Here is a 23456-nt window from a genome sequence, read left to right as displayed (position 1 = left end):
ACCGACGAATCAAGCACAAGAGTAGCTCTCAGAGCGACACATTGGCTAAGAAACTAACGAATCGAGCACAAGAGTAGCAACCCTGAGCAACACATTGGCTAGTAACCGACATTTTGGCTAATCACATCGAGTAGCATGAGCTAGTTTGAACATAGAGATGCAAGTTTTGCTTACAACATGCGTGCTCCATAGGAGCGGCGCAAAAACTTTTTAGGAGGTTCTATTTTGACCATTCGCAGAGCACTTATTAGCGTATCGGATAAGACGGGGATTGTGGAGTTTTCGCGGGCGTTGGCTGGACTTGGCGTGCAAATTATTTCGACGGGCGGTACGGCGAGCCTGCTGGAGAAGGAAGGCGTTCCGGTTATCGGGATCTCCGATGTAACGGGCTTCCCAGAGATTCTGGATGGCCGCGTAAAGACGCTGCATCCTGCCGTACACAGCGGTCTGCTTGCTGTTCGCGATGACGAAGAGCATCAGAAAGCGATGGAAGAGCTTGGCCTCGACTACATCGACCTCGTTGTCGTGAACCTGTATCCTTTTGCAGCGACGATCGCGAAACCGGATGTATCCTACGAGGATGCGATCGAGAACATCGATATCGGCGGCCCGACGATGCTTCGTTCGGCAGCGAAGAACCATGCTTTCGTAACGGTTGTCGTAGACGCGGCAGACTACCAAACCGTGCTCGACGAAGTGAAAGCGCAAGGCGACACTACGCTTGAGACTCGTAAGAGCCTCGCAGCGAAAGTATTCCGCCACACCGGCGCTTACGATGCGCTCATCTCGGACTACCTCTCGAAGCTGCAAGGCAATCCGCTTCCGGAGAGCTACACCGTTACGTACGAGAAAGTGCAGGATCTGCGTTATGGCGAGAACCCGCATCAGAAAGCAGCCTTCTACCGCAAGCCGCTGGCATCCGCAGGCAACATCACAACGGCCGAGCAGCTGCATGGCAAAGAGCTGTCCTATAACAATATCAACGACGCCAACGCGGCGCTTGCCATTGTCAAAGAATTCAACGAACCGGCTGTCGTAGCGGTAAAACATATGAATCCATGCGGCGTGGGTATCGGCAGCGACATCCACGAAGCTTACCAGAAAGCCTACGCAGCAGATCCAACTTCGATCTTCGGCGGCATTGTGGCGGCTAACCGTACAATCGGCGTAGAGACAGCGAAACTGCTGAGCGAGATTTTCCTAGAGATCGTTATTGCTCCGGACTTCACGCCTGAGGCGCTTGAAGTGCTGACGAAGAAGAAAAACATCCGCTTGATGAAACTCGGCGAAATCCAAGCAGCAGGCGAACGCAAACCGGAATGGCTCGTAACGAGCGTAGACGGCGGCATGCTCGTACAAGAGAGCGACGTCCATAGCTTAACGGAAGCGGACATCCAAATTGTCACAAACCGCAAGCCAACAGAAGAAGAGCTGAAGCAGCTGCTATTCGGTTGGAAAGTTGTGAAGCATGTGAAGTCGAACGCGATCCTGCTCGCATCGGATGATATGACGGTAGGCGTAGGCGCTGGTCAAATGAACCGTGTCGGCGCAGCTCGCATCGCGATCGAGCAAGCAGGCGACAAAGCAAAAGGCGCAGTTCTTGCTTCTGACGCGTTCTTCCCAATGGGCGACACGCTGGAGCTGGCAGCGAAAGCCGGCATCACGGCCGTTATCCAACCAGGCGGTTCGATCAAAGACGAGGAATCGATCGCAGTAGCCAATGCGCATAACATTGCGATGGTGCTGACAGGCGTTCGTCATTTTAAACACTAGTACAGGCTTGGCATAAAAGGAGGGGTTTCCTTTGCGGATTATGGTCATCGGCGGCGGCGGGCGTGAGCACGCGATCGTCTGGGCGCTGAATAAGAGCGATAAAGTAAGCAAAATCTTCTGTGCGCCGGGTAATGCAGGCATTGCGGAGCTGGCAGAAATTGCGCCAATTCCGGTTAACCGGTTTGACGATCTCATTCAATTTGCATGCGACAACGCGGTGGATCTGGTCTTCGTAGGACCGGATGATCCGCTTGCGGACGGAATCGTCGATGCTTTCGAGGCGCGCAACATTCCAATCTACGGACCTAGCAAGAAAGCAGCTGAAATCGAAGGCAGCAAGATCTTCATGAAGGATCTGCTGAAGAAGTATGAGATTCCGACAGCTAAGTACGAGACATTCACCGAGTACGAGACGGCACTGGCTTACTTGCGCGAGCAAGAGCTGCCGATCGTCGTGAAAGCAGACGGCCTCGCGGCAGGTAAAGGCGTTACGGTTGCGGCTACGTTGGAAGAAGCGGAAGAAGCGCTCCACGGCATGATGGTGGGTAAAGTGTTCGGCGAATCCGGCGGACGTGTCGTGATTGAGGAGTTCCTTTCGGGGGAAGAGATGTCGATCCTGGCATTCGTCGATGGCGAAACGGTGCGCGCAATGGTGCCGGCTCAAGATCACAAGCCTGTCTACGACAACGACAAAGGCCCGAATACAGGCGGTATGGGCACCTATTCTCCGCTGCCGCATATTGATCCGACCATCGTGGAAGAGTCCATCGAGAACATCATCAAGCCGACGGCTCGAGCAATGGTCAGCGAAGGTCGTCCGTTCCGCGGCGTCCTATTCGCGGGGTTGATGATGACGAAGGACGGCCCGAAGACGATTGAGTTCAACGCACGGATGGGCGATCCCGAGACACAGGTTGTGTTGCCGCGTCTCAAAACCGACCTGCTCGATATCGTGCTTGCTTCCATGAACGGTCGTCTCGATCAGCTTGAAATCGAGTGGAGCGACGAAGCTGCGGTATGCGTCATTGCCGCATCCGAAGGTTACCCGGCAGCATATCCGAAAGGCCTGCCTATCTCGGGTCTGGATGCTGCAAAAGCACAAGGCGCGCTCGTGTTCCACGCCGGTACGGCACTTTCTGCCGAAGGCGAGATCGTAACGAACGGCGGACGCGTGCTCGGCATCGTCGGCCGTGGCAGCGATATCGCGGAAGCGCGCGCGAAAGCGTATGAAGCAGCGGCTGCGATTCATTTTGACGGCATGCACTGCCGTACCGATATTGCGGCGAAAGCACTGAAATAGTGAGCGTAAACGTCAGCTACAACGAGAAAGGGTTGTCCACATCTGGACAACTCTTTTTTTCTTGTCCACACAATTTCACACACCATCCACACCCCGATTCGGGATTCGGGTATGATTCGAAATGAGGGCGGGACTGCTGAATGTACGAACGATCATTAAAGCCGTTCGGCTATTTAGACCTTCTAGAGCTACTTCGGAGCTCCACTCACCAGCTATGCATATTTAAAGACCGTCTCAAAAGTCACACCACTTTTGAGGCGGTCTTTTTGCATATTTGCAACCTGCCTACCATTGTTTTGGAGGGTGTCCATAGTTTGGTAGGACAGGTGTTACTTCTTTGTAACTACTAAGTCGCCTAAATCTACTAGCATAGGAAGTAGTAGAAGAAGTGCGAGAGGATTGGTAGTATGCGACAGCAGCGAGGATTGCGACAACGGAGAAGATTAGCCTCATTGATTGTGGTTACGCTAATGATAGGTCTATTGTCGACCAGCTGCGGGCTGCGCAAGGATGAATTGGCAGGCGCCGCACATCCGCCGCTTCCTCCGGGGCAAAGTGACAGCGATACTGGCACGCATACCGGCAGCGGCGACACAGGAGATTCGGAGTCTGCATCACATGCAGATTGGAATCAATCGGGCGGCAGCGGCGGCGACAAGGACAATGAGCTCGTAGTAGCGATACCCGGCAAACCATTGCTTCATCCAAAGCCGCCGGAGATTACGATTGAGCCACCTATAACACTCGACAATCCGACCGAGCCGGATACCGATTTTCTAACGAACAATGGCGGGAAACTGGTTGCCTTAACCTTTGATGACGGACCGGACAGTCATTTCACGCCGGCCATACTCGATATTTTGAAAGCGAAGAAGATCCATGCCACTTTCTTTACGGTAGGGATCCAAGTGAAGAAGAACGGCAAAGTGATGAAACGCATTCGCGATGAGGGCAGCGAGATCGGCAATCACAGCTATGCGCATAAAGATTTGTCAAAGCTTGACAGCAACCCTATTTTGAATCAAATTAAATGGACGGACGCTTTAATTAATAAGCAGATCGGATACGTGCCACGCTTAGTAAGAGCGCCTTATGGCGCTACCTCGCCGCTGCTGAAGCAGATTGTGAAGGATAACGGGCGTGAGCTGATCGGGTGGACCGTCGATACGCGCGATTGGGCGGGCAGCTCGGTTGCTGCAATGCGGGCCAACGTGAATAAGAACACGCATCCCGGCGGCATTATTTTGATGCATTCGTTTGGGAGTAAACATATCAACAACACGGTAGAACTTCTGCCGCTCATCATCAAAGACCTGCAAAACAAAGGCTATACCTTCGTTACCGTGAGTGAGCTGCTGGCTGCAAAAGCACATCGCAATCATGCTAAGACGAAGAACGGCTGACGGTGCGGAAGGAGCACAAGGGATGAACGTATCGCATTGGATGAAACAAACCGTTGTTCTGGCCGGCGCCTTGCTCTGCTTCTTGGTTATAAGCGGCTGTCAGTATACCGCTACCCCAGCTGATCTCCTGCTTAACCCGAGGTCTACGCCGGAGAACGCCGAGCTGGCTTCGGCCATTCGCGATCATCTCCCGGCGAGAGCCAAGCTGTCGCTTGCCATGCAGGAGCGGTCGAATTCGGCCGTGGTCAAAATGGATGCGGATGGGGATGGAAAACAGGAAGCTTTTGTCATCTACTCGGATGAGAGCGGAACAGAGCATGTGATGGTGCTGAAGAAGACGGCGGATATCGGCTGGCAGCAATGGTTTACGTTCGAAGAGACATCCAGCTACGGGATCGATGTGCTGCGCACGGTTGATTTGGACCGGGACGGAGAGCCCGAGGTGCTTATCGGGTGGAATCAGTATGGGGAGCCTCAGCATATTCTGACCCTTTATCATGTGCCGCCGACTAGCGGGATCGTAGCGCCAAAGCCGATAGCGGAACTGCCTTACGATACACTCGGAGTCGGCGATGCGGAAGGCGACGGTCATGATGAGCTTGCTTTAATTCAATTGCAGCGTCAGAAGCTGACGGCTTCGATCGGCATTTATCATTTTGCGGGAGACCGAGCATCGAAGATGGCCTCCGCCACGCTGGATGGTTCGGTGAACGAATATTTGCAGGTGAAGCTTGGCAAAATCGCGCAGGATCAATATGGCGTGCTCGCAGATGCGGCTATTGGCGCGAACTCGTCCATGACGACGATGTATGCCTGGAAAGCAGGGAAGCTGATTCCGATCTACCCGCCTAAGCAATCCGGCGATGAGAATGTACAGATCAATGCGACCATGCAGCTGAGTGATGATGGCAATGGGGACGGCATTCTGGATGTGATCGAGCTGCGTGAAGCTCCCGGTCAATCTGAGGGTGTGGCCTACAGCGATCTCTTGTGGATTCAGCAGTATAAGCAGTGGAATGGCGTAGATGGATTTAACGTAGTTGGCGAACAATATGTGGATACGAATCGATCTTATGCGCTGTCTCTGCCGATGGAATGGAACCATTACACGTTTCGAAGATTAACGGACGGCAGCAGCAACGATGTTGCGCTTGACCAATATGATGAGGAAACGAATCGGCGCGAGGAGATCCTGGCACTGCGCGTCATTCCGATCGCGGATTGGAATGAGAAAGAGCAGCAGCTGCAAGAGGAAGGGAGCCGCTTCGTGCAGCTTGGCAGCGGAAGCGGGCTTGTCTATGTAGCGATCTGGCATGCGCCTCTGGTGAAGGATGCCGCGGAGAAGCCGGGTGTCATTTTTCCGCCGGATGAAGCGACGCTTCGCAAGCTCTTCAAGCTGCTGCCGGAGGAATAGATCTTGGATGAGAAAAGAGGGGAACGGCTGCTTTGAAAATATTGATTGTTGAGGATGAAGAAGCGATTCGCGGGTTTGTCCGCATTAATTTAAAACGAGGCGGCATGGAAGTGACGGAGGCCGAGGATGGGGAAACCGCTTTGGCGCTTGCGCTGGCGGCTTCCCCGCCTTTCGATGTGGCCCTGCTCGATCTCATGCTGCCGGGTATAAGCGGATTCGAAGTATGTGAGCAGCTGAGACAGCAATTTCCCCGTATGGGCATCATTATGCTGACGGCGAAGTCGCAGGAGGAAGACAAGATCCGCGGCCTTGAGCTAGGCGCGGATGATTATGTGCAGAAGCCGTTCAGCCCGGGCGAGCTTGTCGCCCGGCTGAACGCGCTTAAGCGGCGCATGCAGCCGCTTGGCGAGGAGCCGGCAAGCGAGGCTGCAGGCGCTTCCGCTGCCGAGGCAGCAGCCTTGCCAGCGCCGGCGGCGCAAGCGGAGCAAGCCTCAGGCGCCTTGGCCGGAGGCGGTGCGCCGAGCGCCCAGCCCCAGCGTCCGGGCGAGCTGAACTCGGGACCGTTCCGCTTGTCTTCGGCGGAGCGCCGGCTGTGGAAGGATGGCGTCGAGATCGTGCTGACGCCGACGGAATGGACGCTCGTGAAGCTGCTTATGGAGCGGGAAGGCGAAGGGCTTAGCCGCGATGATATTCTGAATGCGGTGTGGGGACGCCATTATGTCGGCGATCTGAAGATTGTCGATGTGAACATTCGCCGCATCCGCCAGAAGATCGAGATTCAGCCATCGGATCCGCATCATATCGAGACGCTGTGGGGGTATGGCTACCGCTGGAAACGGAGCGACGATCAATGAGGAGTCTGCGTACACGCATCGTATGGAGCTATGGCATCTTGATCGTGCTCGTAGTCGTCATGCTCGGTTCGATGTTCGTAACCCTCGTCTGGAACTACTATTACAGCAGCGCGGTCGGCTCTGTTCTGCAGCGTGCGGAGACGGAGGCGGCCTTACATAATCGGATGATCGCGTATGAATCGATGCGAGAGAAAGCCAGATACATGCTGCAAAATATGTCCGAAGGCACGGCCCATCTCCAGCTGCTTACCGGCTCCGGCGTAATCGTCGTCGACAGCGACGGGCTTGGCGGCGAGGGCAAGCTCGCGGAAACGCCGGATGTCCGGCGGGCAATCTATGGTGGCAAAGGGGTCTGGCGCGGAACGGACCCGCTGACGAACGAGCGGATTGCCGCTGTTACGCTGCCGGTTAAGCAAGGCCAGCGCGTGGTCGCCATGTTTCGCTATACCGCTTCGCTCAAAGAAGTGGACACCACCGTCCGCAACGTCCTGTGGATTACGCTGCTTGTCGGTTCGGTTGTCGTGCTGCTGTTCTTTGCGATGAGCGTACTGATCGCGAACCGGATCGCCAGGCCGATCCGCAATTTGACGCGAGTCGCGGAGAAGATGGCGGAAGGGGACTGGAGCCGCCGCGCCGCGCCGCATGATCGGGATGAGATCGGACGGTTGGCAGAAACGCTGAACACGATGGCCTCGGAGCTGACGCGGCGCGAGAAGCTGAAGGAGGACTTCATCTCTTCCATCTCCCATGAGCTGCGGACACCGCTCACCTCGATCAAAGGCTGGAGCGAGACGCTGGCCTCCGGCGATCCTAGCGATGTAGAGGAGCTTAATATGGGGCTCGCAATCATCGACCGGGAGACGGAACGGTTGGCGGGACTCGTCGAGGATTTACTCGACTTCTCGAAGCTGTATGCCAAGAGTATTGTGCTTCATCCCGAGGCGCTCGACATTCGGAGGACGATCGAAGAAACGCTCCGCCAGTTCGAAGCGCGCGGGCAGCGCGAATCGATCGCCATTACGGGAACCGGCGGAGAAAAACCGCTCGTTGCGGAAGTGGATGCCAATCGGCTCAAGCAGGTGTTCATCAATGTGCTCGACAATGCGCTGAAGTTTACGCCGCGGAACGGGACGATTACGGTAACTGCGGATCAGGACGAAGGGATGGCGCGAATCCGGATCCAAGATACGGGAAGCGGGATTCCGCCAGAAGATTTGCCCCATGTGACCGAGAAGTTCTACAAAGGGACAAGCCAGCGCTCCGGAAGCGGACTTGGCCTGGCCATCTGCAAGGAGATTGTCGAGCTGCACGGCGGCAGCTTCCGTCTGGAGAGCGCGGTTGGCGAAGGTACAACAGTGACAATCGCACTGCCACTAATCCGAACACAACAGCAGCAACAGCCACCACAACAGCCGCCCGACGCGGCAAACCTCAAATAACCCGATCGGCAGCGGCCGACCGGGTTATTTTGGAGCTTTCATCTATTCTTTATAGAACAGCGACTTGTGATTCTTGAATACAAAGGCGATCGCAATGATAGCCAATAGGATAACAAGGCTGGAGAACCAATGTGCGGTGATCCAGTCTATAAAAGCTGGCATAAGCAGCCCCCTCGAGTAAGCGAGATAGAGGTAGTATGCCAATTATTAGGGGGAGTATGCGAGTTGCTGTGGTTGTACCCCTGGGTCCCGCACTCGGGCCTGGCACCGGGTACCGTGCATCTGGTACCGTGCCTCCGGTATTCCCTACCTCGCCCCAGCAGCCCGCACAGGCACTGACACCTGCACCTCGCACTCCCACACTTCAAATTCGGTATCGAGTATCCGGTATCCGGTCCCTGCTGCCTCCTGATGCGAAAATCTAACGAATCGTGAAGGGCTTATTTCGCCCAATTTCGTGGCTTCGAGATTATAACGAATCGTATAGACCTTATATTGGGAAAATGAGCTCCAAAACACCTGAGAACCGTCAAATAGAGCTTGTACGGTTTGTTAGCATTTTTCTGGAGCCATTTTCGGTCAAATAAGACCTGTAGGATGCGTTAGAGTATTTCATAGATCGCATCAGGCACCTCTCTCCCCACACCTCTGGCATCCAATATTGTCATCCCCCTTAGCCACCTGCTACGAATTTCTAACGAACCGTACGGGCGTTAATCCGCCTGATTTCGGGGCTACGAGATTCTAACGAACCGTACGGGCGTTATTATGGGAAAATGGGCTCCAAAACACCTGAGAACCGTCAAATAGAGCCTGTACGGTTTGTTAGCATGTTTCAGGAGCCATTTTCGGTCAAATAAGACCTGTATGGTTCGTTAGAGCATTTTGAATGCCACAACCCGCCGATCCCAGTCTACTCCTCCAATAGGTTCATTCTTAGCAGCAGCGGAAGACAATTCCACCGTTCTTGTGGTTTAATAAGAAATATCCAAACTCTAACTCTTCCAAAAGGTGGGCTCGCAGATGAAGCATGCTAAACGGTCATCCTTTCGATTTACACTCGTGCTTGGCGTAGTATTGCTGCTATTGGCAGGCATAATGCTCTCAGGCTGTAATGAGAAGAAGCTGAACACCAATGATACGCCACCGGTTGCCGAAGAACCGACGGAACCAGCGGAAGCGCCTGTAGAGACGGCGCCGGTTGATCCGCCCGCCGTCGATCCGCCTCAATATATTGCACCGCTGACCGGCTTGCCGCTCGATACCGAAGCTACGCTGCGTCCGATCGCCGTCATGGTCAACAATTTCGCTGCGGCACGTCCGCAATCGGGATTGCCCAATGCCGATGTCGTCTGGGAAGTGCTTGCCGAGGGCGGCATTACGCGGCTTGTAGCCGTCTTCCAAAGCGACACCTCAACCAATCCGATCGGTCCGATTCGCAGCAATCGTCCTTACCTAATCCGGATCGGCGAAGCCTATCATGCTGTCCTGGCCCATGCCGGTGCGAGCACCGAAGGCTATGACCTGCTGCAGCATCATAACAAGGATTATTTAGACGAAATCTCCAATGCGGGAGCTTACTTCTACCGGGAATCTTTCCGCAAACCGCCGCACAATCTGTACTCCAATTTGGAGAAGCTGCGTGCCGGAGCCGCGAAGAAGAAATATGCCGAAACCGTCGAGATCCCGACGTTTACATGGTCAGAGCAAGGAGCAACCTCAGACGGCATAGCAGCAACGACGGTCGAGATTCATTTTCTGCTGAAGGATTATAAGCTGTCTTACCGGTATAACGAGGCTACAGGCCTCTATGAACGATCGGTAAACGGCAAGCCGCATACCGATCTCACAACGAACAACCAGCTGACGGCCACGAATCTAGTGATCATCGGCGCGAAGCATAAGACGTACGACGACTACGGCAGGCTGGAGATAGATCTCGAGAGCGGCGGTCCGGCGATGCTGATCCAGAAGGGCAAGGAAGTCGACTGCACCTGGGAACGCAGCAGTGACGGCGTCATTCGCCTCATGAAGGACGGGCAGGAGCTGCCATTCATCCCGGGACATACGTATTATCACATCGTTCCGATGACGCCGACGTTTGCGGGGCATGTGAAGCTCGGCATATAATGAGAAGATTAGACGTGTAACGTGGAGGAACAGAGATTGGAATCGACTACGAAGCAAAATGAACAGTCCTGGAATACCGGCGCATACGGGGCTTGGCTGAAGCGTTTCGGCACGCCGGCCGAGGCGGCGGACAAAATCAAATCGGCACCCGAGAAACGCGTCGGTTCAGCACTTGAGCATATGGGAAATGTGAGCGGGAAGCGAATCGTTAACCTGCTTGGCTCGAACGGGAATAAAGCCGTAGCGCTTGCGCTGCTTGGCGCAGAAGCAACCGTCATCGATTTCTCGGCGGAGAACGAACGTTATGCCACCGAGCTGGCCGCTGCAGCAGGAGTTCCGCTCACCTACATCGTTGCGGATGTGCTGAAGCTGCCTGATGAAGTGTTAAACGGCAGCTACGATATCGTGTACATGGAGTTTGGGATTCTGCATTATTTTCTAGATCTGCTCCCGCTGTTTGAGGTTGTGCGCGGCTTGCTTCGCCAAGCCGGGACGCTGGTGCTGCAGGATTTCCATCCGGTCTCTACCAAGCTGATCTCCTCGCGCGGCACGACGGCGAACATTCGCAAGCACAAGGTGGACGGCGATTATTTCAGCACCGAGCTGGAGGAAAAGGAAGTCGCTTTCTCGAAGTTTATGTCGGAGCATGGAGGGGCAGCGGAAGTGCCCAAAGTGTTGCTGCGCAACTGGACGCTCGGAGAGATCGTGACGGCGGTTGCCTCCGGAGGCTTGTGCATCAAGCTGCTCGAAGAGCTGCCTAACGCCTCGTCCGATGTGTTCGACAAAGGGATTCCGAAGACATTTACAATCGCAGCCGTGAAGCTGTAAAGCAAGAGAAGCCGGAGGGGATCCGGTTTCTTTTTTTTTGCGCCGCGGACGGTTAAAATCGGATGTGCCGGAAAACAATAGAAGTGCACGGAAGGCTCAAATGAAAATAATGTACGTTTTTTGAAAATAGTCATAAAACCTTTACATTCCCTTAACAATTGGGTTGTAAACTGTGTTAAGATATTGTCGGTTTCATATGGCAATTGTTGAAATTTACCGGCAACCAAATTAGCGCGATAGCGAAGGGGATAGTTATGTTTAAGAAAAAGAACGATGTGTTCTTTACGACACTGGAAGCGATGGCCGATACGATTCTGGAAGGCGTGCTCTACTTCGAGCAGAACGTTTCTAAAATCAAAGATGTCGGACAGTTTGCGAAAACGATGAAAGAGTATGAAAGCAAATGCGACCGTCATGTACATACGATTCTGACTGAGCTTAACAAAACGTTTATTACGCCAATTGAGCGTGAAGATATTATGAAACTAACCACATCGCTTGATGATGTGCTGGATGGCATTGAAGCCTGTGCTTCCCGTTTCGAAATGTACAACATCACGGAGCCGGACGAGTATGTCACCCTATTCGCAGAGAACATCCTTCGCTGCGCGCAGCAAATCAAGAAAGCGATCTACCTGCTATCCGAGAAGAAGCTGCTTGCCATGCGCGAGCCGGCCATTCATATCAACGAGCTTGAGAACCAAGCCGACGACCTGCTTCGCATCAGCGTAAAGAGCTTGTTCGCGAACGTGAAGGATCCGATTGAGCTGATCAAGCGCAAAGAGGTCTATGAGCGTCTGGAGCAAACGACCGACTATTGTGAGGATGTCGCAAACACACTCGAAACCATCATTATGCGCAACAGCTAAGGAGCGGGACGAGCAGGTATGGACATTTACATTTGGGTCGGCATCGTAATCTTTCTAGCACTGGCATTTGACTTTATTAACGGATTTCACGATACAGCGAACGCGATCGCGACGACGGTGTCCACGCGGGCATTGTCGCCGCGGATGGCGATTATCCTTGCGTCGCTGATGAACTTTATCGGGGCGATCATGTTTACCGGCGTGGCGAAGACGATCGGGGGCAAAATCGCGAATCCGGCTACGCTGGACCACGGCGTCCAGGTTGTAGTCGCGACGCTGATCGGGGCGATTGCATGGAACCTGGTTACCTGGTGGTTCGGGATTCCTTCTTCGTCTTCGCATGCGTTGATCGGGTCGTTGACCGGGGCTGTTGTCAGCTCTGCGGGACTAGACGCCATTAATGGCAGCGGATTTATCGATATTTTAAAAGCACTCATTCTTTCGCCGCTCATTGCATTCGCCGGGGGCTTTATCGTGATGTGGATCTTGAAGCAGATTTTTGCCAAATCCAGTCCGCATCATGTCAATAAGGTGTTCCGCTCCGGTCAAATCCTGACGGCGGCCTTCCAATCGTTCACGCACGGGACGAACGATGCACAGAAGGCGATGGGGATCATCACATTCGCGCTCGTTACAGCCGGCATCCAAGAAACGACGGATCATATCCCGCTGTGGGTTAAGATTTCCGCAGCTACGGCTATGGCGCTCGGAACGTCGATCGGCGGCTGGAAGATCATCAAGACGATGGGTACGAAAATTTTCAAAATCGAGCCGATCAACGGCTTCGCGGCGGATATCACATCGGCTACCGTTATCTTCACGGCAACCTTGACTCACCTGCCGGTTAGTACAACGCATGTTATTACATCCTCCATTCTCGGCGTAGGCAGCGCGAAGCGCTTCTCCGCGGTCAAATGGGATTTGGCCGGACGGATCATCATCTCCTGGATCATTACGATTCCAATTACGATGATTCTCGCGGCGCTGATTTATCAAATTATTGCATTGTTTATCTAAAAGGTTAAAAGGCTGAACGTCTCGCAAGCGCTGCTTAGGTGCGCTTGGTTGAGATGTTCAGCCTTTTTCGCTTGGCGGTTATCTACGCGGACGTCTGCGGCGAGGGCCGCCGGGCGTTACGCCGGTCTTGCCGGCTGTACGCCGACGTTTCTTCTTGCGGCGCTTCGGCGGTGCGTCATCGTCGTCGTCGGTGCTGGTCACGGAAGCGCCTTTCTTCCCGAAGGAGCCCGCGAGTACTTTGATCAGCGGTGCCATCTGGGTGATGCTGCCGACGACCTTCTGTACCTTGCCCATCGTGGTCACGATGCCGTCTATGCCGCCCATCCGATCCACGACGCCCTTCAGGTCATTGAGGCTCGTAGCGAGGTTGAAGCCGGACTTGGTGTCGGTCTTCTCTTCGATTTTGGTTTGCTCAATAAGCGTAGGGAGATTGCCGTCAGACTCCGGAAGAGGTATAATTTGCTGGCCTGCCGCCGGTTGAATGGTAATCGATGGTACGCCGGTCGAGAACTCGGAGGAGGAGGAGGAGAACGGGACAGGGGTTTTGCCTAGCCCGACGCTTTTGTTATTCAGACCTTGAAATGGATCGGATATGCCCGGAAAAGGACTTTGCTGCCGCCCATTATGCAGGCTTTGACCTTGCCCGCCGCTCTGGCTCTGCTGCTCGTAGCTGCCGGCGGGTGGATCGTAGCGGTATTTCACGCAGATCACAACCTTTTTTGGCTTTTTATATAGTAGTCTATGGGATAGGCAAACATACGGACTGGACGAATGCCCGTATTTTCGTAATAAATTTCCGCAGGTGCAGGGTGACATTCGGCGATCGTCGTGGGCCGGGATGTCCTTCTGTTCTGTGAAGCGCTACAACGGTGATGCTTGAATAATGATAGAGAAACGAATACAATTAGCTTACTAGTTCAAGTAGGAGTGTGCGGACGATGCAATTGAAGAAGCTGAATGATAAGACGTTCGACCAGCTGTTCGAGGCGATTCTGACGCTGGAGACGGTGGAAGAATGCTATGTGTTCTTTGATGATTTGTGTACGGTTAACGAGATCCAGTCGCTGTCCCAGCGGCTTGAAGTGGCACGCATGCTTGGCAAGGGTGCGACATATAATCAGATTGAAGCCGAGACCGGCGCAAGCACGGCGACGATTTCGCGCGTGAAGCGGTGCCTGAACTACGGCAACGACGGTTACAAAATGGCGCTGGAGCGCGCAGGGCGCTAACGTCATGCGGAAGCCTGGCGTGTTAGTCATTAGCCATGGTTCGCGCGAAGCGGGCTGGGTGAAGCTTGTTGATGAGGCGGTAGCGGCGGTTGCGGTAGGGCGAGAGAGTGGCGCTGGTCGCGGTGACGAGCAGAACCATGGTAACCTTAGTGGCGCCGATGTGCCGGTTGTCTCGGCTTTTCTGGAAATTGTAGAAGGACGTCTGATTCAAGACGGCATAGATCAGCTAGAAGCGGAAGGCGTGACGGAGCTCTACGTCCTTCCGCTTTTTGTGTCGTCCGGCAGTACGCATGTGGACGACATTGCACAGGCGTTTGGCGTTGCGCCGGTATCGGCGGCGCGCCGGGGTGAGCTGGCGCCGTTTCGGGTTGGCGCGGGCATGAGCGTCCGCTTCGGCTTGCCGATCGACGACGACGCGGATATTGCCGAGCTGCTGCTAGGCAATATCGCGGAGCTGTCGACGGCACCCGCGCGGGAGCGATTGCTGCTCGTCGCGCATGGTTCGCGCGAGGCGGTCTTTCACGGCCGCTGGCGAAGCGGCATGCGGCAGCTCGCGGCGCGTGTCCGCGAGCTTGGCGGGTTTGGCGGCGCAGACATTGCGATGCTGCTGCCGAATCAGGCGGCCTGCAAGCTGCGCGTGCTGCAGCGGCGGTACCCCGGTGACTCGTTCCTCGTCGTGCCTCTTTTTCTGAGCGAGGGTTATTTTACAAGAACGGTGATTCCGGGTCGGCTTGATGGGCTGGATTACCGGTACAATGGCCGCGCGCTGCTGCCGCATCCGTGTATTGTGCGCTGGATGGAGCGTCAGATCGAGAGCTGGCTGCGTGAGCTGAACGAGGCGAGATAACGGCTTTGGGGTTGCTGGGAATAGCTGGCGAGGGCCGTTTGGGAAGTTCGCCATTTCAGTGTATAGTAGAGAATAGAGAACATGAGATGATACGGGCAGCAGGATGCTTACCGGTTGCCGTGTTTGCGGATGCGCGGGAGGCGCTGCCGCACACGGTCCGGAGTGAATGTGCCGGAGGTGGACTAGGTGACGACGATTAAGAGGGCCAGATTGATCTATAACCCGACGTCTGGACGGGAAGAAATTAAGAAGCGGCTGCCGGATATCCTGCAGCGGCTGGAGCGCGGCGGCATCGAGACGAGCTGTCACGCCACCGTGAGCGAAGGCGATGCGACGATCGCGGCATCCGAAGCTGCAGACCGCGGCTTCGATATGATTATCGCGGCAGGCGGGGACGGGACGCTGTATGAAGTGATCAACGGCTTGGCGGAGAAGGACGTACGACCGCCGCTTGGGATTTTGCCGCTGGGCACCACGAATGATTTTGCCCGGGCGCTTGGCATTCCGAAGCATTGGGAGTACGCGTGCGATCTCATCATTCAGCAGTTTACGAAATCGATTGACCTGGGACGGGCGAATCAGCGGTATTTTATCAACATCGCGGGTGGCGGCTCCTTGACGGAGCTGACCTATGAGGTGCCGAGCAAGCTGAAGACGATGATCGGTCAGCTGGCCTATTATATGAAGGGTCTTGAGAAAATGACCCGCCTGCGGCCAACGGAGCTGCGGCTCCAGGCCAAGGAGATTGGCGAGATTCATGAGGAGATTATGATGTTCCTCATTTGTAATAGCAATTCGGTCGGCGGCTTCGAGAAGCTGGCGCCTGAGGCGAGCTTGAGCGATGGTCTGTTTGACGTAGTCGTGCTGAAGAAATGCAACCTCGGCGAATTCATCCGGCTAGCGTCACTGGCGCTGCGTGGCGAGCACTTGCATGACCCGCATGTGGTGCATTTTCAAACGCACGAGCTGATCGTCACGACACCGGATTACGTGCAGCTGAACCTAGACGGCGAGTATGGCGGCACGCTGCCATGTACGTTCACGGTGCTGCCGTCGCATTTGAACATTATCGTAGATGAAGCGGGCAATTCTACTTATAAATAAACGGCACGAAGCAGATAGATGGTTAAGGCTAGGCGAGACAACTGACTGAGGAAAACGGAGCGGGTTACGTACAATGAGCAATAATAAGGTTAAAGTACCGACAGTAAGCAAAAATGATGAAGTCGTCGTCGACATTGTCGGCTTGACGCATGAGGGCGAAGGGGTAGGCCGTGCAGACGGCTTTACCCTTTTTATACAGGGAGCCCTTCCCGGCGAGCGCGTCCGCGCGAAGGTGCTGAAGGTGAAGAAGACTTATGGCTACGCCAAGCTGCAGGAGCTGCTGGTTAAGAGCGCGGACCGCGTGGACGCGCCTTGCCCGATCTATAAGCAGTGCGGCGGCTGCCAGCTGCAGCATCTGAGCTATGAGGGGCAGCTGGCGTGGAAGCGGCAGCATGTGGTCGATAATTTAGAGCGGATCGGGAAGCTGCGGGTCGCTGGGGCCGGCGGCGATGGTGGCCTAGTCGGCGGTGAGGCGGATGCAGTGATTGTTCATCCCACGGTTGGGATGGACGAGCCGTGGCGCTATCGGAACAAAGCGTCCGTGCCGATGGGAATGGCCGCTGTAGCTACTGGTGGAGATGGCGATGGGCTCTTCTCGGAGGAGCGCCTGATCGGCGGCTTCTACGCGCGCGGCAGCCACCGCATCATTGATATGGACGAGTGCATGATTCAGCACTCGCACAATGATGATATTGTGGCGCGTGTGAAGGCTATCGGCCGCGAACTTGGTGTATCGGCCTATAACGAAGAGACAGGACGTGGGCTGCTGCGTCATGTCATGACGCGTGTTGGTTTCGTATCGGGCGAAGCGATGATTGTGCTTATCACGAACGGGGGGCATATCCCGCAAGTGGATCGCTGGATTGAGATGATTCGTGAAGCTGTGCCTAACGTGAAGAGTATTGTGCAGAATGTGAACAAGCGTGATACGAATGTGATCTTCGGCGATGAGACGCGTGTGCTATGGGGCAACGAGGTTATCTATGATGAGCTCGATGGTATTCGCTTCGCCATTTCGGCACGCTCTTTCTATCAGGTGAACCCTGTGCAAACGGTGGAATTGTACCGCAAAGCGGTTGAGTATGCGGCGCTGACGGGTAAAGAGCGGGTTATCGATGCCTATTGCGGCATCGGTACGATTTCGCTGTTCTTGGCGCGTCAAGCCGGCCATGTTTACGGCGTCGAGATCGTGCCAGAGGCGATTGCGGATGCTGAGCGGAACGCGAAGCTGAACGAAATCGAGAACGCTTCGTTCGAGGCTGGCCCAGCTGAAGTTGTCATTCCGCGTTGGCGGAAGGAAGGCATTGTAGCGGATGTGATCGTTGTCGATCCGCCTCGCAAAGGCTGCGACGAAGCGTTGCTGGAGACGATCCTGGCGATGCGCCTGGAGCGTGTGGTGTATGTGTCGTGTAACCCTTCGACATTGGCTCGTGACTTACGCGTGTTGGAGGACGGCGGATACCGAACTCTTGAGGTGCAACCGGTGGATATGTTTCCGCATACGACACATATCGAATGCGTAATATTAATGACAAGAAGGGGTTAGCCGTTAATGGCTATGCCCCTTGTTTTAATGGATTTTGGGAATTGTAATTGTTTTCTAAAAACAAAAGTTGTCATTGAGTTTACTTTAAGAGAGAAAGACAAATTCTTTATGGCTTTTCTAACAAAGATGGAAGAAGTATGACGTGTAATTCTGCCCAGATAAACTTTACTTGGAGAGGTGAGTATGATAGGCTGCCTAACCTAGCGAATCCTATGTGATTCGCCGCTATTAGCAAAAAATCATGCTCACAGAGGCTCTATGTCGAGTTAGCTTTACCTCTTTTAGCACTTCAGTCCCATAAATCAACAAGGACAAACATTAACTATTCCTGTAGAATGTTAATAAACGATAATTAATTACTTTGTGTGGGGGTTTGTTTTATTAATGGAAAATGTATTAATTAACATATTGAAAGACACTAACTATGACCTCGCAATTTTTAAGCAAAAGGAAATCGAGCTTTTTGAAAGAAGAATATTCTTTAAGGAAGACCGTGGGCAGCAAAAACCTTATGTTTCCTGTCTGATAAGAGAGAAAGATATCTTGTTAAAACCAGAAGAAGTAGTTAGACAACTTTATATTTCAAAATTATTAAATGAATACAAGTATCCCAAAAGTAGAATAAAATTAGAGCATGGAATACATTTTGGACGTCAAGTGAAATCCGCTGATATTGTTATATTCGATAAGGATAGACCGACTGTCGAGTACATAATAATTGAAGTTAAAAAGCCCAAGCTATCTGAAGGAAAAGAACAACTACGTTCCTATTGTAATGCTACAGGAGCTCCAATAGGTGTATGGACAAATGGTGGACAAATCTCGCATTACAACCGTAAAGACCCCAACTATTTTGAAGATATTACCGATATTCCAAGTGTAACCCAAACACTCGCAGATATATTAAAAGAAAGATTCACTTTGAAGGACTTGATTATAAAGGATAAAATTCCAAATGAAGGAAAATCTTTAAAATCAATTATTAAGGAATTAGAAGATGAAGTCCTTGCCAACGCAGGTGTCGATGTCTTTGAGGAAGTATTTAAATTAATATTTACAAAGCTCTATGATGAAATGAAAAGTAAAGAAGATAAGTCCTATATAAATAGGGTGGTTAAAAGAGAAGTGCCTGCTGGTTCAATAGAGTTCGAAAAATTGCAAGAAATTGTTTCAGATATTGATGATTCAGATTTCAGGATTTTGGAATTTAGGAATACAGGACAAGCAGAAGGAGAACTCAAAAACAAGATTCAAAAGATTTTTGATGAAGCTAAAGCAACATGGGAAGGAGTATTCTCAAGCGATAGTAAGATTGACCTTACTCCTTCCCATTTGTCTGTTTGTGTTTCAGGGATACAAGATGTTAAGCTGTTCAACTCAAATTTGCAAGTCATTGATGAAGCGTTTGAATATCTTGTAAATAAATCTTCTAAAGGTGAGAAAGGACAATACTTCACACCACGTCATGTAATTGATATGTGTGTAAAAATGCTTAACCCAAAACGGGGAGAATACATGATAGACACAGCGGCAGGCTCCTGTGGATTTACAGTTCACACAATTTTCTATATTACTGGTCACCTCTTTTCCAATGTTGAAATATCACAAGAAGAAAAAGAAGATGTTATGAAGATATTTGGAATTGACTTTGATGAGAAAGCAGTTCGTGTTGCAAGAACCTTAAACCTTATTGCTGGTGATGGAGAGACGAATGTATTACACTTGAATACCTTGGATTATGAAAGATGGAATGAAACCATTTCAACACAATCATGGCTTACGACCTATGGCAAAGGTTATAGTCGTTTAGAAAAACTTAAAAAGAACAGAGATTCTAACAAAGAATTTCTTTTTGATGTTTTAATGGCAAATCCTCCATTTGCAGGTGACATAAAGGAATCTAGAATTATTCATAAATACGAGTTGGGATATAAAGAATCACAAAAGCCTCATAATAAAGTAGGTCGTGATATTTTATTTATTGAAAGGAATTTAGACTTCCTTAAACCAGGTGGTAGAATGGCAATAGTTTTACCGCAAGGTAGATTCAATAATATCACTGACAAAAGTGGTCGCGATTTCATTTCAGATAAAGCGAGAATTCTTGGTGTAGTAGGATTGCATGTTAATACGTTTAAACCGCATACAGGAACCAAGACAAGTGTGTTATTACTTCAGAAATGGAACGATGACCCTAATGCAGGACCGCTTTGTCCAAAAGTTGAAGATTACCCTATTTTTTTTGCCGTATCAGATAAAGCTGGAAAAGATAACTCCGGTGAATATTTATTTGTCTTAAACGAAGATGGAAAACCAAAGATTGATAACAATGGACATTTAATAGTGAATCATGATTTGCACAATCATGATATGCAACTAGAAGACGGAATAGCTGAGGGTTTTATTGAATGGGCTACTAGAGAAGGTTTTTCTTTCTGGGGAGAAGAGTAATTATGGAAATATCTGTCGTATCGAAAAGTAAACTAGATACAACCAGTCAACGTTTAGATGCTGAGTATTACCGTCCACATTTTTTGAAACTTGAAAAATTTTTAGAAAAAATTGGATCTAAAACTATTAAGCAACTAAATGGAAAACTGGACTGTAGTGCATTCTATCCAGCAATCACACAATATTATTCATTTGATGGTGTTGGAGTTCCCTTTATAAGAGTAAATGAAATTCAGAATGGATTAATTGAGATAACTGAAGAGACAGCTTTCTTACCCGAATTTGTATTAGAGCAAAATCAAAAAACAATTTCCATAGCTTATCCAGGTGATTTGATAATTGCCAAAGGTGGGAATACTTTAGGTAAGGTTGGATTTGTTCCTGATTTATTCTCACGATATGCTACTTGTAGAGATACAATAATACTTCGTACGAATAAATTAAGGGGAGTTAATAAATTTTACTTGTGGATGTATTTATTTTCTGACCTGGGAAAAAGCATGATGCTAAGAACAGCCAGCCAAACAGGGCAGCCACATTTAACCTTAGAAGCCATTGAAAAAACTTTGATACCAGTTGCTAATGAAAACTTCCAAGGATTATTTGAGAAAATCTACAATGAACTTGAACAACTAAAGGAAGTTTCTTTCTCAAAATATAATGAAGCAGAGCAAATTTTTTTGTCATCTACAAAATTAGATTCATGGAAACCCAAAAATAATCGTTATTATATTAAAAGTTTTGAGGAAGTAGAGAATTCCGAACGTATTGATGCTGAGTTTTACCAACCGAAGTATGAAATGTTAGTGGCAAGAGTTAAAGCGTCTGGATATGAATCATTAATTTCAAACTTTGAAGTTCTTAAAACTGTTAACTTCCCTTATGTAGAAAACGGTGAAATACCTGTATTTAAAACAAAACAAGTTAGAAAAAACATTCTAAATTATAATACGGAAAGTAATACATCAAATGCAATGGTTATTGGGAATAATCTTCCATTAGTTCGTGATAAAGATATTATTTTTGCTTCTATGGGAGTCGGCTCTCTTGGAAAAGCCAGTATTTTTTATGATTTTGAAACTGAAATTAAGTCATTCACTACAGATTCAACTTTAAAGATAATGAGACCCCTCGACTCATCACGTGTTTTACCAGAGGTATTATGTGTTTTTATAAACTCATCTATCGGACAGAACTTAATTTATAAAAATATAGTTGGTACAAGCGGTATCATTTCTATTTATGAAAAATACATTAGTGAATTACCGATTCCTATTGTGGGAGATTACGAGCAAACCCAAATTAGTCAACTTGTTTATAAATCACATATGCTTAGACATCGGTCAAAGAAATTGTATGAAGTTGCAAAAAAAGCAGTTGTGATAGCTGCCAATGAAAATGAAGATGTAGCGGAATCATTTATCAACGAGAATTTGAGTATTCTTAGTAACCTAGTTTATGAGAGAAAGTAAATATACATTTTGACATTATTTGAATGAAATTGAGTGAAGCCTTTCAAGATTGAAGGGTCTTCTTTTATTTAGCGGAGATACTTTGGATGGGAAGCTAGTGAATAAGGTGAACATTGCTACATCCCTTTGTTAGTTTTCAGCGCATATTCGGCTTCATCTCCGAAAGATGTGGCGCGAAGAAAAGCCCATACTTTATCAGTTTCTCTCTCTGTTAATTCATCGTCCTCGTTCACTCTAGGCATGAGCGTCCTGGCGAATTCATCTAAGTAGATCTACCTTCGGCTCAGCCGTCTCACTGTCTGCGTTTTTGTGCTTTTCACGTTTCCATTCACGCACGACCCGATCTCGAACACGTCTCCAAATAAAGGCCCGAAGTGTCTGGCTAAGCTCTGGGTTGAATTTGGGGAGGAATTCCATAACGATCTGGTTGAGTAGCTTGAACTCCTTATCCGACTTCGGGAAACCGGTCATATCCGACCAATAGCGTTCAAGGATACCATCTGTCAGCGTTTTGCAGTATCGCTTAAACGCCTGCATGTCTGGATCCCCAACAAACGCGTTGGAACGAGTCGCTTCCCCGATTTGGATGATCTTAGTGTCTTCCAGCCACCAACTGCAGTCAAACTTTTGCTCCCGAACAGCTGCATTCAGCTGTACTTCGCTTACCTGAGACGGAATGTAGATTGCATATGGTTTTTTGAGCCTGCTGTTATATTTTTGTAGAATTCATCTTAGAATCTCTAACGGGGTTTCGGCTTCAATGATCGTATCTATCTCATGACCGGCAAAGGAGGTCCCTAGGACGACGAACAATGGTTTCCTCCGGAAATTACATGGTATTACCAGATTATCATAGCCTACTTCCTCATACAGTCCTAAATATGCCTATATAATATTGTGTTAAAGTATGAAGCTATAATTGTTTCATTTACGTGGTAGCAAAAAAATACGGATATGTCAGAAGCCATATCCGTTGCGTCGATCCAGCGATGAGTTATTTGCTAATTTCACTGGCAAGCTCTTTAGCTCGGCGTATAAGTGCTCGAGCAGACTAAAACCAGCCGATCGCCAAACTTACATCCAAATGACTACCTTGGTAGCCAAATAGCGTCGTGTTCTCATTTTGGATAAATCTACACTAAAGAGCTGCGATAAGCTTATCGATCCGGTTTCTAAGTTCAATCAGTTGGGATCGAGTCTCTTCGGTTGTTGCTGCTTGTTTTGGGGAGGGGGTAGATTGTACTTCTTCGATGTCACAAGTTGTATCTAGGACTTCCACGATGAACAACTTACTTTCTTTAGTCGAAATATCTTTCCAACCAAATTTGTGGTACAGGCGTTTACTGATCAGCAAGAAGTCTTTCCCCGAGGGAGTGCCCCCATGTTTTTTGCTGGCAAGTAGATGGATCTCATGTTTGCTGATTCTTATAATATTAATTTTCAGTCTGCATGTTTGATCGTAGTATCTGTTAGACTGTTCCACAACTGTCTCAATGTCCTCTTTTCTGGCCCTCAGGTCTGCATCTGGCGATGGGTAACGTAAGCGAAGAATACAGTTGAAATCATCCATTTGTTTTCTCCTTCTGGTCCCTAGAAACCTAGTATTGTTACAGAGTATGCCCAGAAACGACCAGTATAGAACGGAAATCAACCACGAGCGCCTAGAAATTTTGAGAGTTCCCCTAACGGAAGAAGCTCTTGTGATTTGCAGAAAATTAACATATTTATGATGTGATGGCTCAATGAGTTTTTAAACCTTTATATTTGATGTGTGATTAGT

Annotated in this window: 19 protein-coding genes; 16 read left to right on the top strand and 3 right to left on the bottom strand. The window is 50.3% G+C overall.

Annotated features, from left to right (window positions below; all coding sequences use genetic code 11):
- Nucleotides 1–225: 225 nt before the first annotated feature.
- The 10 genes from purH (at nucleotide 226) to AC6ESO_RS15895 (ending at nucleotide 13027) form a co-directional block, all read left to right on the top strand.
- Nucleotides 226–1773 carry a bifunctional phosphoribosylaminoimidazolecarboxamide formyltransferase/IMP cyclohydrolase gene (gene purH, locus AC6ESO_RS15940; protein ID WP_494821093.1) on the top strand — a complete coding sequence of 516 codons (1548 nt, stop codon included), beginning with the start codon at nucleotides 226–228 and terminating at the stop codon, nucleotides 1771–1773.
- A gap of 31 nt (nucleotides 1774–1804) precedes the next feature.
- Nucleotides 1805–3073 carry a phosphoribosylamine--glycine ligase gene (purD, locus tag AC6ESO_RS15935; RefSeq protein WP_497092214.1) on the top strand — a complete coding sequence of 423 codons (1269 nt, stop codon included), beginning with the start codon at nucleotides 1805–1807 and terminating at the stop codon, nucleotides 3071–3073.
- A 407-nt stretch (nucleotides 3074–3480) separates the two neighbouring features.
- Nucleotides 3481–4476 (top strand): polysaccharide deacetylase family protein, encoded by a 996-nt coding sequence (locus AC6ESO_RS15930; protein WP_497092213.1) that lies wholly within the window; start codon nucleotides 3481–3483, stop codon nucleotides 4474–4476.
- Nucleotides 4477–4498: 22 nt separating this feature from the next.
- Complete coding sequence (locus tag AC6ESO_RS15925) at nucleotides 4499–5890, top strand: hypothetical protein (protein WP_497092212.1); 1392 nt, start codon at nucleotides 4499–4501, stop codon at nucleotides 5888–5890.
- 32 nt (nucleotides 5891–5922) lie between these two features.
- Nucleotides 5923–6744 (top strand): response regulator transcription factor, encoded by an 822-nt coding sequence (locus AC6ESO_RS15920; protein ID WP_497092211.1) that lies wholly within the window; start codon nucleotides 5923–5925, stop codon nucleotides 6742–6744.
- Nucleotides 6741–8183, top strand: a complete 1443-nt coding sequence (locus tag AC6ESO_RS15915; RefSeq protein ID WP_497092210.1) for a sensor histidine kinase — start codon at nucleotides 6741–6743, stop codon at nucleotides 8181–8183. Before AC6ESO_RS15920 ends, AC6ESO_RS15915 begins: the two co-directional genes overlap by 4 nt.
- 1023 nt (nucleotides 8184–9206) lie before the next feature.
- Entirely contained in the window at nucleotides 9207–10313 is a 1107-nt protein-coding gene (locus tag AC6ESO_RS15910; protein ID WP_497092209.1) for a DUF3048 domain-containing protein, read from the top strand.
- 36 nt (nucleotides 10314–10349) lie between these two features.
- Nucleotides 10350–11141, top strand: coding sequence for a class I SAM-dependent methyltransferase (locus tag AC6ESO_RS15905; RefSeq protein ID WP_497092208.1), 792 nt, complete (start codon nucleotides 10350–10352; stop codon nucleotides 11139–11141).
- A gap of 254 nt (nucleotides 11142–11395) precedes the next feature.
- A complete protein-coding gene (locus AC6ESO_RS15900; RefSeq protein WP_495463924.1) occupies nucleotides 11396–12010 on the top strand; it encodes a DUF47 family protein in 615 nt (204 codons plus the stop codon).
- 18 nt (nucleotides 12011–12028) lie between these two features.
- Entirely contained in the window at nucleotides 12029–13027 is a 999-nt protein-coding gene (locus tag AC6ESO_RS15895) for an inorganic phosphate transporter (RefSeq protein WP_497092207.1), read from the top strand.
- Nucleotides 13028–13105: 78 nt separating this feature from the next.
- On the opposite strand, the gene AC6ESO_RS15890 is transcribed toward AC6ESO_RS15895, so the two are convergent.
- Nucleotides 13106–13729 carry a hypothetical protein gene (locus tag AC6ESO_RS15890; protein ID WP_497092206.1) on the bottom strand — a complete coding sequence of 208 codons (624 nt, stop codon included), beginning with the start codon at nucleotides 13727–13729 and terminating at the stop codon, nucleotides 13106–13108.
- Between the two features lie 236 nt (nucleotides 13730–13965).
- Here AC6ESO_RS15890 and AC6ESO_RS15885 point away from each other — a divergent pair, with 236 nt between their 5' ends.
- The 6 genes from AC6ESO_RS15885 (at nucleotide 13966) to AC6ESO_RS15860 (ending at nucleotide 21676) form a co-directional block, all read left to right on the top strand.
- Nucleotides 13966–14256, top strand: a complete 291-nt coding sequence (locus tag AC6ESO_RS15885; RefSeq protein ID WP_090978952.1) for a YerC/YecD family TrpR-related protein — start codon at nucleotides 13966–13968, stop codon at nucleotides 14254–14256.
- 4 nt (nucleotides 14257–14260) lie between these two features.
- Nucleotides 14261–15103, top strand: coding sequence for a sirohydrochlorin chelatase (locus AC6ESO_RS15880; RefSeq protein WP_497092205.1), 843 nt, complete (start codon nucleotides 14261–14263; stop codon nucleotides 15101–15103).
- 195 nt (nucleotides 15104–15298) lie between these two features.
- Entirely contained in the window at nucleotides 15299–16207 is a 909-nt protein-coding gene (locus tag AC6ESO_RS15875; protein ID WP_497092573.1) for a diacylglycerol kinase, read from the top strand.
- 73 nt (nucleotides 16208–16280) lie between these two features.
- A complete protein-coding gene (rlmD, locus tag AC6ESO_RS15870; protein WP_497092204.1) occupies nucleotides 16281–17753 on the top strand; it encodes a 23S rRNA (uracil(1939)-C(5))-methyltransferase RlmD in 1473 nt (490 codons plus the stop codon).
- Between the two features lie 384 nt (nucleotides 17754–18137).
- Nucleotides 18138–20204 (top strand): N-6 DNA methylase, encoded by a 2067-nt coding sequence (locus tag AC6ESO_RS15865; protein ID WP_497092203.1) that lies wholly within the window; start codon nucleotides 18138–18140, stop codon nucleotides 20202–20204.
- Nucleotides 20205–20206: 2 nt separating this feature from the next.
- A complete protein-coding gene (locus AC6ESO_RS15860) occupies nucleotides 20207–21676 on the top strand; it encodes a restriction endonuclease subunit S domain-containing protein (RefSeq protein ID WP_497092202.1) in 1470 nt (489 codons plus the stop codon).
- Nucleotides 21677–21934: 258 nt separating this feature from the next.
- Here AC6ESO_RS15860 and AC6ESO_RS15855 read toward each other — a convergent pair whose 3' ends face one another.
- Both AC6ESO_RS15855 and AC6ESO_RS15850 read right to left on the bottom strand, forming a co-directional pair.
- Nucleotides 21935–22213 carry a hypothetical protein gene (locus AC6ESO_RS15855; protein WP_497092201.1) on the bottom strand — a complete coding sequence of 93 codons (279 nt, stop codon included), beginning with the start codon at nucleotides 22211–22213 and terminating at the stop codon, nucleotides 21935–21937.
- 601 nt (nucleotides 22214–22814) lie between these two features.
- Complete coding sequence (locus AC6ESO_RS15850; RefSeq protein WP_497092200.1) at nucleotides 22815–23246, bottom strand: hypothetical protein; 432 nt, start codon at nucleotides 23244–23246, stop codon at nucleotides 22815–22817.
- Between the last annotated feature and the right edge of the window lie 210 nt (nucleotides 23247–23456).

The sequence above is a fragment of the Paenibacillus rhizoryzae genome, assembly GCF_059686995.1.
This window is presented reverse-complemented; position numbering and strand designations above follow the sequence as displayed.

Excerpts from the sequence above, each read along its gene's own strand:
- AC6ESO_RS15900 (WP_495463924.1), top strand. The coding sequence starts at position 11,396 with ATGTTTAAGAAAAAGAACGATGTGTTCTTTACGACACTGGAAGCGATG.
- AC6ESO_RS15910 (WP_497092209.1), top strand. The coding sequence starts at position 9,207 with ATGAAGCATGCTAAACGGTCATCCTTTCGATTTACACTCGTGCTTGGC.
- AC6ESO_RS15915 (WP_497092210.1), top strand. The coding sequence starts at position 6,741 with ATGAGGAGTCTGCGTACACGCATCGTATGGAGCTATGGCATCTTGATC.
- AC6ESO_RS15895 (WP_497092207.1), top strand. The coding sequence starts at position 12,029 with ATGGACATTTACATTTGGGTCGGCATCGTAATCTTTCTAGCACTGGCA.
- AC6ESO_RS15860 (WP_497092202.1), top strand. The coding sequence starts at position 20,207 with ATGGAAATATCTGTCGTATCGAAAAGTAAACTAGATACAACCAGTCAA.
- AC6ESO_RS15865 (WP_497092203.1), top strand. The coding sequence starts at position 18,138 with ATGGAAAATGTATTAATTAACATATTGAAAGACACTAACTATGACCTC.
- AC6ESO_RS15855 (WP_497092201.1), bottom strand. The coding sequence starts at position 22,213 with ATGCAGGCGTTTAAGCGATACTGCAAAACGCTGACAGATGGTATCCTT.
- rlmD (WP_497092204.1), top strand. The coding sequence starts at position 16,281 with ATGAGCAATAATAAGGTTAAAGTACCGACAGTAAGCAAAAATGATGAA.
- AC6ESO_RS15925 (WP_497092212.1), top strand. The coding sequence starts at position 4,499 with ATGAACGTATCGCATTGGATGAAACAAACCGTTGTTCTGGCCGGCGCC.
- AC6ESO_RS15880 (WP_497092205.1), top strand. The coding sequence starts at position 14,261 with ATGCGGAAGCCTGGCGTGTTAGTCATTAGCCATGGTTCGCGCGAAGCG.
- AC6ESO_RS15850 (WP_497092200.1), bottom strand. The coding sequence starts at position 23,246 with ATGGATGATTTCAACTGTATTCTTCGCTTACGTTACCCATCGCCAGAT.
- AC6ESO_RS15885 (WP_090978952.1), top strand. The coding sequence starts at position 13,966 with ATGCAATTGAAGAAGCTGAATGATAAGACGTTCGACCAGCTGTTCGAG.
- AC6ESO_RS15930 (WP_497092213.1), top strand. The coding sequence starts at position 3,481 with ATGCGACAGCAGCGAGGATTGCGACAACGGAGAAGATTAGCCTCATTG.